The 13,199-nt window shown below is 49.6% G+C and carries 11 protein-coding genes; 3 read left to right on the plus strand and 8 right to left on the minus strand.

All coding sequences use genetic code 11. The features are described from left to right. Positions 1–58 precede the first annotated feature (58 nt). The 3 genes from JJD41_RS23730 to apcD form a co-directional block, all read right to left on the minus strand. The gene (locus JJD41_RS23730) at positions 59–835 is read right to left on the minus strand and encodes an ABC transporter ATP-binding protein (RefSeq protein WP_200670345.1); all 777 of its coding nucleotides are present in this window, start codon (positions 833–835) and stop codon (positions 59–61) included. Positions 836–973: 138 nt separating this feature from the next. Beyond that, complete coding sequence (locus JJD41_RS23735) at positions 974–2,188, minus strand: ABC transporter permease (protein ID WP_200670347.1); 1,215 nt, start codon at positions 2,186–2,188, stop codon at positions 974–976. Between the two features lie 1,047 nt (positions 2,189–3,235). Beyond that, positions 3,236–3,721: an allophycocyanin subunit alpha-B gene (apcD, locus tag JJD41_RS23740; protein WP_168568385.1), complete on the minus strand. Its 486-nt coding sequence runs from the start codon at positions 3,719–3,721 to the stop codon at positions 3,236–3,238. A 127-nt stretch (positions 3,722–3,848) separates the two neighbouring features. Between apcD and rlmD the strand changes: the two genes are divergently transcribed. After that, the gene (rlmD, locus tag JJD41_RS23745; RefSeq protein ID WP_200670350.1) at positions 3,849–5,288 is read left to right on the plus strand and encodes a 23S rRNA (uracil(1939)-C(5))-methyltransferase RlmD; all 1,440 of its coding nucleotides are present in this window, start codon (positions 3,849–3,851) and stop codon (positions 5,286–5,288) included. A gap of 142 nt (positions 5,289–5,430) precedes the next feature. Then, positions 5,431–6,192, plus strand: coding sequence for a proteasome-type protease (locus JJD41_RS23750; RefSeq protein WP_168568383.1), 762 nt, complete (start codon positions 5,431–5,433; stop codon positions 6,190–6,192). 32 nt (positions 6,193–6,224) lie between these two features. Here JJD41_RS23750 and JJD41_RS23755 read toward each other — a convergent pair whose 3' ends face one another. The 4 genes from JJD41_RS23755 to JJD41_RS23770 all read right to left on the minus strand — a co-directional run bounded on the left by JJD41_RS23755 (position 6,225) and on the right by JJD41_RS23770 (position 10,919). Beyond that, positions 6,225–7,352 carry a transglutaminase family protein gene (locus tag JJD41_RS23755; RefSeq protein ID WP_200670352.1) on the minus strand — a complete coding sequence of 376 codons (1,128 nt, stop codon included), beginning with the start codon at positions 7,350–7,352 and terminating at the stop codon, positions 6,225–6,227. A 39-nt stretch (positions 7,353–7,391) separates the two neighbouring features. Next, positions 7,392–8,405 carry an alpha-E domain-containing protein gene (locus JJD41_RS23760; protein ID WP_200670354.1) on the minus strand — a complete coding sequence of 338 codons (1,014 nt, stop codon included), beginning with the start codon at positions 8,403–8,405 and terminating at the stop codon, positions 7,392–7,394. A 254-nt stretch (positions 8,406–8,659) separates the two neighbouring features. Next, positions 8,660–10,093, minus strand: a complete 1,434-nt coding sequence (locus JJD41_RS23765) for a circularly permuted type 2 ATP-grasp protein (RefSeq protein WP_200670356.1) — start codon at positions 10,091–10,093, stop codon at positions 8,660–8,662. Positions 10,094–10,364: 271 nt separating this feature from the next. Next, positions 10,365–10,919 (minus strand): C15 family peptidase, encoded by a 555-nt coding sequence (locus JJD41_RS23770; protein WP_200670358.1) that lies wholly within the window; start codon positions 10,917–10,919, stop codon positions 10,365–10,367. Positions 10,920–11,125: 206 nt separating this feature from the next. Between JJD41_RS23770 and hisH the strand changes: the two genes are divergently transcribed. Beyond that, positions 11,126–11,770, plus strand: a complete 645-nt coding sequence (gene hisH / locus JJD41_RS23775) for an imidazole glycerol phosphate synthase subunit HisH (RefSeq protein ID WP_200670360.1) — start codon at positions 11,126–11,128, stop codon at positions 11,768–11,770. A gap of 12 nt (positions 11,771–11,782) precedes the next feature. Here the strand turns inward: hisH and JJD41_RS23780 are convergent, their stop codons facing one another. Continuing rightward, on the minus strand, positions 11,783–13,159 hold the full coding sequence (locus tag JJD41_RS23780; protein ID WP_200670362.1) for a sensor histidine kinase: 1,377 nt from the start codon (positions 13,157–13,159) through the stop codon (positions 11,783–11,785). Positions 13,160–13,199: the final 40 nt, after the last annotated feature.

Below are 13,199 nucleotides of genomic sequence, written 5' to 3' on the forward strand. Positions count from 1 at the left end.
CGGTTAGCAAGTCCGCAGTTAGGTCAAGGGACGATCTTGCTTATATTATGCCGGGAAGTTAGCCTACGACTTGATGGAGGTCTTCCGGTTTGAGGTGAGAGTGGATGACTTCGCCATCGCGAAACCAAACAATGCGCCGGGTTTTGCTGGCGACATCGGGTTCGTGAGTCACCATGACGATGGTCATTCCACTTTGATTGAGTTCGGAGAAAATCCCGATGACTTCTTCGGTGGTTTTCGAGTCCAAGGCGCCCGTGGGTTCGTCGGCGAGTAATAATACAGGTTGATTGACGATCGCCCGTGCGATGGCGACCCGTTGCTGCTGTCCCCCAGAAAGCTGATTCGGTTTGTTGTGCAGCCGATTTTCCAACCCCACTCGGGTCAAGGCGGCGATCGCGCGATCGCGCCGTTCCCGGGTCGGAATTCCCGCATAAACCATCGGTAACATCACATTTTCCAGGGCCGTCAATTGCGCTAATAAGTGGAATTGCTGGAAAACAAATCCGAGTTTGCGATTGCGAATCGCCGCGAGATCCCCCTCATCCATCTGCGCCACACTCACCCCGTCGAGATAGTAATTTCCCACACTCGGACGGTCCAAACAGCCAATAATATTCATCGCCGTAGACTTTCCCGACCCCGAAGGCCCCATAATCGAGCAATATTCGCCTTCGTGAACGTTGAGAGACACCCCATTGAGGGCGCGCACTTCCGTATTTCCCGTCCCGTAAATTTTGTAAATGTTTTCAAGTCGGACAATGACGGGTTGATGTTCGGATGGACGGTGACCGTTACCATTCGTAAAACTTTGCGAGCGATCGGTTTCTAGAGTCATTTTAGAGTTTAGAGTTTAGAGTTTAGATTGGGGATTTTAGAGCGATCGCGATCGTCGCCCTAAAACTGTCTACTTTTTCTCTAAGCGGTTAGGCTGTTAGATATTTAAAAGAACAACCGCTTATTCCCGACTTCCCCCTTAAGTTGTTCTCAACGCTACAATCGGATCTAATTGAGCCGCGCGACGGGCGGGAACGATGCCGAAAAATAGGCCAATTCCGCCAGAAACCCCGGTGGCTACCGAAATGGCAGCCCAAGAAACTCCCGCTTTAAATGCGGTAAATTCAGCGACCAGTAAGACGCCACTGACACCGATCGCCGTTCCGACCAAACCCCCCGCGATCGCTAAAATAATCGATTCGATCGTGAACTGAATTAAAATATCTTGTTGGGAAGCACCGATCGCCTTTCGCAGTCCAATTTCTTGAGTCCGTTCGGTCACCGACACTAACATAATATTCATAATGCCAATCCCGCCGACAAATAGGGAAATACTCGCCACCGCCCCCAACATCAATTTTAACGCCCCAGAAATCGCATCGACCGTCTGCATTAAATCCTTTTGGTTGGTGACGGTAAAATCATCTTCGTCGGTAATTTGATGGCGCAATCGCAATAAATTTTCAATTTGAAATTGCGCTGCATTCATACTTCCTTCGTCCCGCGCCGCTACGGAAATATACGTCACTTCTAAACCATAGGGAGAAGTTCGTCCGACAATGCGATTCGCCATAGTCGTAATCGGTAAAAAGATCGTTTCGTCATAATTCGTCCCGAATGACGATCCTTTCGGTTGCATGACGCCGATAATTTCTAGAGAAACATTTTTGAGTCGAATCTGTTTTCCTAATGGATTTTCATCGAATAATTCATCGGCAACTTGAGATCCGAGGACGACGACGGCTTTGTTGCGTTCGATATCCAAAGCGGTAATAAAACGACCTGTTCCGAGTTCAAATCCGCGTACTGACGGATAATCTGGGGTCGTTCCGACGACCAACACCGACAGATTTTGATTGCCAACTTTGACTAATTCACTGCCCGTTAATTCCGGGGCGACTCCTTTAACGGAGGGGACTTGAGAGGCGATCGCCTGGGCGTCAGCAAAGACGAGGGTTTTGGGGCGCGGTCCCGGTCGATTGGCAGCTTCCGGACTCCCCGGTTCGACGAACAGCACGTTGGTTCCGAGTCCTTCTAACTGGCTGGCAATAAAGTTTTGCGCTCCTTCTCCCACGCCGACGGTGGCAATCACCGAGGCATTGCCGATAATAATACCTAACATGGTCAAACCGCTACGCATTTTATTAGCGATTAACGTCGTGACCGACATTTTAATGCTTTCTAAAATATCCATAATGGCGATCGCTCCTCTAGGCAGTTGGGAATCGAACGGCGGGCGATCGAATCCCTTTTAATGGCTAAATTTCCTGCTGAATTTCCTGCTGAATTTATGGCCAAATTTATGACTTGAAATGAGTCAGCTATTATTTGTGCATTAGGCAGCATTTTTTCGATGACATTTTTATCCGAAATCTACAAATCCATACTAACTTACTCTATTTGCTCTAAGATTTCCGATCCCAAAGATGACAAGTGTTTACCTATTAGTTTTTGGTTATTTTTCTCTAAAAATGCTATCTTTTTTCTGGCTTTTAGGTTGATTAAAATGCATCATATTTTTTTCCTGTTTTTGATGAAATCTAGTTCTTCACTGAAAAATTTATTTTTGAATATTTAAATAGCCACTCGTTGGTAGATTTATTAACCTCTACCAATGGTTTCGATGGAATTTATTTGTGCTGTTACCACAATGAGGATATCTAGATTCTTGAGATTTACTTTGAATATCAATGATGATTTCCTCTTCTGCAATAAAATTATAATTGATAAATCTTAACTTCTCAACATTAATTACCTTCATCATAAAACAAGCAATCAATTAGATGGAATTTAATCAATTTTTTGATTTTAGGTGCGAGATTTACATTTTATTTTTAAAATAAGAATAATCTAGCCCTTACCAATACAAGGATTTTGGTATTTTGTATTAAAAAAAAAGACCCGAAAATATCTTTAAAATATCTTGTTCATATATTATTTTAGCAGAACTGGCGAGCAGCCTCCACTTCAAATCTTCGATTGAAGCGAGAGATGAATCGCGAGCCGATCCTCGGGCTACCATGTTCGCTCTGCTTGGAACACTAACTCCAAGGGTGAAAACCAAGGGTCTAAAAACTTAACAACCCTGGGGAGAATGGAGTTGAGGCGTCAGCAGCAAAATGTTGCCCTCTCCATCTAAAATCTAAAATCTAAAATCTAAAATCACAAAACCCCCCAGCCCCAAAGCTGGAGGGTTTGACAAGATTAGGGAGTGGGATCGCACCCGATCGCACTCGATGAATTAGGACATGCCTTGAGCGATGTAGTCAAAGTAGGGTGCAGCTTGGGCGGCATCATCTTCACTCAACAGCCCTAGAGACGCTTCTTTCAAACACCGGATCGCTTCCACCATCCCGGGGAGAGGAACGCCGAGGGCGTTGTACATTTCTCGGGCGCCGACCAAACCGATTTTTTCGATCGGTTCCTTGTCGCCAGCGAGAACGCCGTAGGTCACCAGACGCAAATACCAGCCATAATCGCGCAAGCATTGGGCCCGTTGACGTTGCCCGTAAGCATTTCCACCGGGAGCGATGAAATCGGGACGTTTTTGCCACAGTTGCTTGCTGGCGCGATCGACAATTTTCTTCTCGTTTTCTGCCAGGGTCGTGGCAATGCGCAACCGTTGTTCTCCGGTTTGAAAAAAGTCTACTATGCTCTGGAGTTCGCCAGTGCTAGGATAACGAAGTTCGTCGTCAGCGTTGAGAATAACTTGGCTAACTACACTCATGGTATTGGAAAATATTAGTTATCCCCTGTAGTTTACCGATTTCGGGGAACACAAATAAAGACTTATTGCCGGGGCAACCCATCTTTAGACCCTCAGACCCTCAACCCTCGCTCCTCAACGACCTAGAATGAACCAGCCATCTTTAAGTCCGCATTCTCAAGACGACTCCTGGCGACAGGGAGAATTAATCGAGATCGAAATTGTCGATCTCAGCGACACCTCGGAAGGGGTAGGGCGTTGGGGATCGCGGGTCGTCTTCGTTCCCGATACGGTGACGGGCGATCGCGCCGAAGTCCGTCTCGTCCACGTCAAGCCCAATTTTGCCCGAGGTCAACTTCACCGCCCGATCGAACCCTCCGATCGCCGTACCCGTCCCCGTTGTATCGTCGCGGATAAATGCGGGGGCTGTCAGTGGCAGCATGTCGCTTACGAATTCCAACTCGAAACCAAACGCCAACTGGTTCGGGAGGCGATCGCCCGCATTGGCGGCATTCCCAACCCTCCCGTAGAACCCGTTCTCGTCCCCCACACCGACGGCGAATCCCCGTCCCCTTTGGGTTATCGCAACAAAGCGACCTATCCCCTCTCGGTGTCGTCCCAAGGGCGCGTACAAGCGGGCTATTACCGCAAAGGCAGTCACCGCCTGGTCAATTTAAACCAATGTCCGGTACAAGATCCGCGCCTCAATCCGCTTTTAGCCCAAGTCAAGCAAGATATCCAAGATCGGGGCTGGTCGATTTACAACAGCCAAACCCATCGCGGTCTGTTGCGTCACCTGTCCTTGCAAATCGGTCGGCGAACGGGGGAAATCTTGTTAACCTTGGTGGTGACCGATTGGGAGGTTCCCGAGATCGAAGCTCAGGCGCAGCAGTGGCGCGATCGCTATCCCTCCCTCGTCGGCGTCTGTCTCAATCGCAATCCCCGGCGAACGAATGCCATTTTGGGCAACGAAACCCGCACGGTGAGCGGACGGGATGCTTTGACCGAACAGTTTGCCGGGGTCAAACTCCAGGTTCGGGCGGATACGTTTTTTCAGGTCAATACGGAAACGGCTGAAGCGTTATTCGATCGCGTCCTCGAACGGCTGAATTTGCGCGGCGACGAACTGGCGATCGATGCCTATTGCGGGATCGGTACGTTTACTTTACCCTTGGCAAAACGGGTTCGACGGGCGATCGGTTTGGAAGTCAGCGACGCCTCGATCGCCTGCGCCCGCGCCAATGCCGAACTCAACGGCTTGAGTAATGTCGAGTTTTATCAAGGCGCCGTAGAAACCTTACTGTCGCAACCGGAATCCTTGGGCTTGACCGGAGATCGGCCTCCGGATCTGGTGCTGTTGGATCCCCCGCGCAAGGGCTGCGATCGCGCCGTCCTCGAAGGTTTACTCGAACTGCGCCCCCGTCAACTGGTCTACATCAGTTGCAAACCCGCCACCCTCGCCCGCGACCTCAAAATTCTCTGCGAGGGCGGCTATCGCTTGACGACGGTACAACCTGCCGATTTCTTCCCGCAGACCTCCCACGTGGAATCCGCCGCCTTTTTAGAGTGGGGCGTCGGCGGGTCTTAGGCGATCGACTCGGAAAGGCTGAAAAGGTGATGCGTCGGTCGTCCCTTATGGTCGAGAAGTTCACTAGCTCATCTTTTCAATGCCTTTTGTTTGATAAACTTTGAGGACTTAAAATTTAAGGTTGCTCTCTCAGTAAGCTGTTATGACGTATTGTCTCGGGATCGTGACTCGCTTCGGATTAGTAATGGCGGCGGACTCTCGAACCAATGCCGGAGTCGATTATATTTCGACTTATCAAAAGTTGTTCGATTTTTCCGCATCGGGCAATCGGGTAGTCGTTTTATGTACGTCGGGGAACTTGTCGATTACCCAAGCGGTGATTACCGCGTTAGAGAAAGACCTCAAGTTTAAGGAGGACCATAACTTACATACTATCGACAGTATGGAAGGAATCGCCCGTTATGTCGGCAACAAACTGAGAGAAGTGCAAGATCGCGATCGCTCCTGGTTGGAACGCGATAGCATTGATGCCCGATGCAGCTTTCTTTTAGGCGGACAACTTCACGGGGAAGAAGCGAAACTTTACCTGATTTACACCCAAGGAAACTACATTCACACCACCAAAGAAACGACGTTTTTACAAATTGGCGAGACTAAATACGGCAAGCCTATTTTAGATCGAACTCTCAATTTCGATACCCCCTTGGAGGCGGCGGCGAAATGCGCTTTACTCTCGATCGATTCGACGATGAAATCGAATATTTCTGTCGGTCCGCCGATCGATTTGGTGATGTACGAAAAAGATTCTTTTAGTATCCGCCATCAATTGCGCTTGCGCTTGGGCGATCCCTATTTAGCGAAAATCCGCAAGTTATGGGAAACTTACGTCAAAAAGGCATTTGACGACATGCCGGATATTGAGTGGGAATATTACGAGTCGGAGGAAGATATTTTAATCGATTGAACATCGATTGAACCGATTCGCGGCGATCGCCCTCACGCCTCGCGCAAAAAGGCAAGTTCTTGTAAGAGTTTGTAGGTTTTTTTGCCAAAACCTTTCACTTTATGTTTGCCGGATTTAGTGGACTGTTTTAAGTTTTTCCACGTCAGTTCGCGATCGCCGTCCTGCCAGTAGGCGATCGCGGCGATCGCCGCCTGAATCTCTTTTTTCGCCGTTCCTTTAGAATGCAGAATTTCGTAAATTTCCCGTTCCGTCGCTTGGTGTAAATTCAACGAATCCGACGCGCGAACCTCGTCGTCGCCGTCCCCGTCGAGAACCTTAATCGATAAATGGGCGTTCATCTGCGATCGCACCGCACTCCCGCGAAACGTCCCGGAAATCGGCGCCGCCTGTTTCGGAATCGCACTGGCGACTAACGCCACGTGGCGATCGCCCACCGCCATCCCTTGGGTCGGATCGTAACCGCGCCATCCCGCGCCGGGAAAATACACCTCTACCCAAGCGTGCAGGTGGCGCCGCTTCCAATTCGGATTTCCCTGTTGGTACCCACTGACGAACCGCGCCGCCAATCCCATCACCCGACAGGTTTCGATAAACAAAACCGCCACATCCCGACAACTGCCCTGTTTTTGGGTCCACGTCACACTCGCATCGAGAGGCGGTCCCGTTTCGCGCACCTGGTGGCGGCAATTTTCATGCAGGCGTTCGTTGAGTTCGCAGACAAACGCCGTCGTACTTCCCGCCACATCCTGCCAAATTTCGTGGGCCAGTTGCGCCACCACCGGATCGACCGTACTGGGAGTACCCAAGGGATGCAAGTAGCAGTGCAGTTGAGTTCGCAACGGTTCCGGATAGTCGATGGGTAAACGAACCGCCCACGGTTCGAGTAGAAAATTAAACGGATCTCGGCGAAACGTTTCTACCTGAGATTTCACCGTAAATTCGAGGCGATCGCTCGTTCGGTCGAACCAAACCTTGACCAGATCGTTTCCTTCGAGATCGATAATCTCCGAGATCCGGATCGGTTCCGGGGCGATCTGCAAGTGAAAATCGTGCAACATTTGCGTGCAATCATTGCGCGATCGCAAGCGCAGAACGTGCGGATCGAACATGACTGCCCGGTTGTAAGCGTAACTCGTCGTGTGGATAATTTCGTAACGCACGATCGTCTGTCAAAAACTTTGGGAGACAATACTCTTGTATTATCTCAACAAGGTTTGCGTTTGCTTGCTCAGACGGGCGATCGGCGTCCAGTTTTCTCCCCTGTCTTCCACCGGATTGAGCGCGAAATAGGTCGCAAAAATCTTCTCACCCACCTGATTGAGTTGCTCTTGCAAGCCATTGAGAAACTCGTGCAATCCCGTATCCATCACCTCATCGACGGTCAGATAATCCATTTCCGATCGCAACCGTCCCAAAGTCCTTTCCACCGGATCGCGCCACGTTCCTAAAGGCGTTCCCGTAATTTGATGCAAAGACTGTTCCGCCGAAATCAAACAAAAGCGAATCGATCGCGGGAAATTCGCATCTAAAATCAAGAAATCCGCCACCGCCTTCGGCGTAATCCGATGTTGGCGTTTGCGATACATTTCATACGCACTCGCCGACCGCAATAACGACATCCATTGAATCTCATCCAACGTCGTCCCCACATCTTGCACCGACGGCAACAAAATAAAATATTTCACATCCAAAATGCGCGATGTTTTATCCGCCCGTTCGATCAAGCGGCCTATCTGTCCGAAATGCCATCCCTCATTGTGGGTCATCGTCGCATCCATAATTCCCGCAAACAGGTGACTCGATAACTTCACCTCCGCGAAAAATTCGTGTAACGCCGCAAGAGGTTTCCCCGGACAAGCATCGGTGACCATCATGTAGAACGCATTGATTTGTTCCCACATTTCCGAGGAAATAATTTCTCGCACCGATCGCGCGTTCTCCCTCGCCGATCGCAAACAAGACAAAATTGAGTTATTGTAGTCGCGATCGAATGTCAAAAATTGAATGACATTTTCCGCCGTAAACTCTCCATATTTCTCTTGAAACAGTTTTAAATCTCCCGTCACCGCGATTAACGGTTCCCACTGCTGATCCATTCCCGCCGGAGAATCCAGAATTAAATTAAGATTGGCATCAATAAAACGAGCAATATTTTCAACTCGTTCTACATAACGATTGAGCCAGTAAATTGAATCCGCAACACGACTGAGCATGATCTTATCTGATAACTTAAAACTATAAATCTAAGCAAAAAATTGACCATCCTGTGGGACAATCACCCTGCCCGCCAGCTTCTCAGAAACGAGCGATCGGCGATCGCCATCCCAGCCAATTTTAACTGGGCGGTGCGGGCATCTTGCTCCCCCAAAAACAAACATCCTAACCGCCAATCACGAGACTTTAGAAATTAGAAATTAGAAATTAGAACAATCTAAAATCTAAAATCTAAAATCTAAACTTCACCACTTCACCGAGTCAACACCCAAGTATCCTTACTCCCTCCCCCTTGAGAAGAATTGACCACCAAAGAACCCCGTTTGAGGGCAACCCGGGTCAACCCTCCCGGATTCACATAAATATCCTGTCCGTAAAGAATATAAGGGCGCAAATCGACGTGACATCCTTCAAACTGACCGTTTAATAACGTCGGAACCCGCGACAAACATAACGTCGGTTGGGCGATATAATTGCGCGGATTGGCCTTAATTTTTTCCGCAAACTCCTCCCGTTCTGACGGCGTGGCTTGGGTTCCCACCAACATTCCATAACCGCCCGATTCGTTCGCCGCCTTGACCACCAACTTATCGAGATTCGCCAACACATATTCCAGTTGCTTCGGTTCCCAACACATATATGTCGGAACGTTCGGTAAAATCTGCTCTTCCCCGAGATAGTAGCGAATCATTTCCGGAACGTAAGCGTAAATCACCTTATCGTCCGCCACCCCCGTTCCTAACGCATTGGCAATTCCGACCCGTCCGGCGCGGTAAACTTCCGTCAGTCCCGGAACCCCCAGCATCGAGTCCGACCGAAACACCTTCGGATCGATAAAATCGTCGTCAATGCGGCGATAGACGACATCGACACGCTGCAAGCCTTTCGTCGTTCGCATCTGCAAGTAGCCGTCGGCGACGACTAAATCCCGCCCTTCGACCAGTTCGACCCCCATCTGTTGGGCGAGGAAAGAATGCTCGAAATAAGCCGAATTGTAGATTCCCGGGGTTAATACCACCACCGTCGGATCGGGTAAATGGGGAGGGGCGATATTGAGTAAGGTTTCGAGTAAGTGCGAGGGATATTCGTCTACGGGTTGGATGTCCATCGTTCGGAACACTTGAGAAAAGGTGCTTTTCATCACCCGTCGGTTTTCCAGAACGTAGGAAACCCCAGAAGGACAGCGCAGGTTATCTTCTAATACGTACCACTGGCCATTTTTATCCCGTACCAAGTCGGTTCCAGTGATGTGACACCAGATATCCCCCGGTGGTTTTAAACCCATGCAGGGTTTGAGAAAGCCTTTGGCGGAATAAATAATATCTTGAGGAATAATCCCGTCTTTAATAATTTTCTGTTCGCCGTAGATATCGGCAATAAACAGATTGAGGGTATGAATCCTTTGTTTCAGTCCTCGGTCGAGTTCTTGCCATTCTTGTGCGGCGACGATGCGCGGAATCAGGTCGAAGGGGAAAATCCGTTCGGTTCCTTCGCTGTCTCCGTAGACGCTGAAGGTGATTCCCATTTTGAACATGGCAACTTGCGCCGCTTGTTGGCGTTGCACCAGTTCGCCTTCGGAAAGGGAATTAATTTTTTCAATTAAAGGGGTGGTGTAGGGACGGGGTTGACCCTTGGTAACGAACAGTTCGTCGTAAAAATCCCCTGGATCGTAGTTGTCAAATCGCACGGCCCGATGTTGGTAAGGTCTATAAAGGGTATGGGTTGGGAGTATTTATAAATCGTGTCAGTGGAAGGCGGTAATAGTTGTTACAAAGATTACAAATTGCTGGTTGTCGGGGAGAAATGTGCAGTTTTGGCGAGGGAGAACGGGGTTGAATGCGGCGGATTTTGTGAAAGAGTGGCTGTGGTTTTGCCTTGTGAAATGGACGGATCGAGCCGATCGCCCGGGCAGGGTTTTCGCGAAGGGCGATCGCCGAGTGTCCGATGTTACCGGGGGATTAGAGGCGCTGCAAAATTGTTACAAAATCTTGCGCGATCGCGGTGAGATTCTCGCGATTGAGGGGCGGAACGTGGACGAACAAGCAACGGCGAGGGTTGTCATGCTTTACGGGGTCGGGTCGAACCGCGATCGCGCCGACGGTGGCTTTCTGTCGGTGGTGGAGATAATCGAGAACGGAATAATACAGCCGTTCGCAGACGAATTGTCCCGCATCGTGACTGATTTCAGTCCACTGTAAGCCGTGGACGAGGCGATCGAGATCGAGGGGATTGTTGACGGTGCGATCGCCATAGCGGGCCCGAGATTCTAGGGTGAGTTTTTGCCGAGTTTCTGCCATTCCGCAACAGACGATCGCCTCCGGTTGCAGGTGTTCGATCGCGGCGATCGCCCGTTGGGGGGCTAAGTGAAAATCGACGGGTAGTTTTCTCAAAAAATGAGCGTTTTGTGACAGTGCGCGATCGCGGCTTAAATAATGCAACAAGTCGTCTGAAGCATTAGAACGTTGGTGGGGTAACCAGGTGGTAAACGAAGTCAGCAAAACCGTTCGAGTCATTGCCAGATCGCCCTTTAAAATCTACACTCTCGACTCCCCAACTCTCCCCTCTAACATCTCGACTCTAAAATCTAAACTGTCAACTCTCAACGCTTCGATCGCGTACAATAAGGAGGTTCGGAGTCGCGATCGCGCCCGATCTCACGAAATTCTACCAAATTTTCGTGACCTCTTCGATCGATGTTCGCACGCATAAGGATGGGGCAATGCCAGTTATCGCCGTTGTAGATTACGACATGGGAAACTTGCACTCGGTGTGCAAAGGCTTGGAAAATGCCGGGGCGACGGCCCAGATCGCCGAGGACGCCGACACGATCGCCCGGGCGGACGCGGTACTTCTCCCCGGGGTCGGCGCCTTCGATCCCGCCATCCAACACTTGCGATCGCGCGATCTCGTCGGCGTCGTCAAAGAGGCGATCGTCTCCGGTAAGCCCTTCCTCGGCGTCTGTCTCGGCTTGCAAATCCTCTTCGACGGTAGCGAAGAAGGCAAAGAACCCGGTTTGGGCATTATCCCCGGTACGGTTCGCCGTTTCCGATCCGAACCCGGCTTGACAGTGCCTCACATGGGCTGGAATCAACTCGACTTCACCCAACCCGAGATACCCCTCTGGCAGAATTTACCCGCCCACCCTTGGGTATACTTCGTGCATTCTTACTACGTAGATCCCATCAACCCTGAAGTGAGAGCCGCCACGGTCACCCACGGCAGCCAAACGGTCACTGCCGCGATCGCCCGGGACAACTTGATGGCGGTACAATTCCACCCGGAAAAATCCTCGGATTTGGGTTTGCAAATCTTGTCTAACTTCGTCACCTTAGTAGAACGCCAGCAACCCGCCTTATCCCGTTGAGATTTTACCGGGTCAAAATGCAGGCAATAAAATCTCGAACTCGGTCCCCTCTCCCAACTGCGATCGCAAGCTAAACCGTCCGCCATGACGCGCGGTCACGATCCAGTAAGACACCGCCAAACTGGTTTCTTTTTGGGCACGCCGTTGCACCGAAAACGATTCGACCGTCGCCTCCAAGGTGTCCGGCGACATTCCCGGACCGTTATCGGCGATCTGAATCGTCACCCAACGCGGTTGCGGTTGTTTGCTCTCGTTTTCATCCGGCGATCGCAATTGGGTCGTGATTTCAATCCGCGATTTGCGCGCCGATTGGCTGAGTTTTTGGGTCCCTTGAAACTTCGAGGTAAACTCGCGATCGATCTCCTGATTGAGCAACGCATCGATCGCGTTACTGAGAATATTCATAAAAACTTGGCTCAGTTGGCTGGCGTAACAGTGGATCGGCGGTAAATGACCGTAGTTTTTGACCACTTCAATTTCACCACTTACGCGGCTTTGCAATAATAACAAAACGCTATCGATACAGGAGTGTAAATCGGCAGGTTTCGGAAACACCTCATCGATATGACAGAAGTTTTGCAAACTGGTCGCCAGAGTTTTTAAGCGTTGCGCCCCATTTTTAATACTGTCGAGAGAATGGGGTAAATCTTCTTTTAAAAAATCAAATTCTAAGTCTACTTTTAACGCTTCGATTTCGGGGACGGGTTCGCCGATATGGGCTTCGTAAGCTTCGATAATTTCAATTAATGCCGTGCTGTAGTTATCGATATAGGTTAAATTTCCCCAGATAAAGCCTACCGGATCGAGGATTTCGTGAGCCACACCATCGACCAAGCGACCCAAACTCGCCATTTTTTCACTTTGGATCATTTGCGCTTGGACGCGCTCGAATCGTAGTTGAGTTTCGATTCCGCGAATTTGCCAATAAGCGATATTGAGTTCGTGAATGTTGAGGAGTTTATATTTTCCCGATTTCATTTCCACCACGATCGGTTCCCCGAGTAATTCGGGCGATCGCCGCAACGCCAAGCGCGCCACTTCGACAATCGGCATGGTTTCGTGCAACAGTAATAAGTCAGTTCGCGCGTAGCTGTAAATGACTTCTAAGGGAGAATTTAAAAATAATTCCATTCCTCGGGGACGAATTAAGAATTCTAACAATCGCTGGCGAGAAATCATGCCAAAAAAGCGATCGCTATCTCTTAAAACAACGCCGGGTAATAATGGGTATTTTTCAAATAACGGTAAAATATCCGCACAGTTCAAACTGAGTTGAACTTCAAAATAAAAAAGGGGTAATTCTCCGAGATTAGACTCCAAACGCAAATCTTGATAACTCCCCTCACAAAAGACGGGGAGGGAGAATTGGCAATTGCCTTCTACACTCACAATCTCAAATCACTCCGCCACAACGATCGCCGTTTAAAAC

The organism is Oxynema mangrovii CENA135, assembly GCF_016632315.1.
GTDB lineage: Bacteria > Cyanobacteriota > Cyanobacteriia > Cyanobacteriales > Laspinemataceae > Oxynema > Oxynema aestuarii.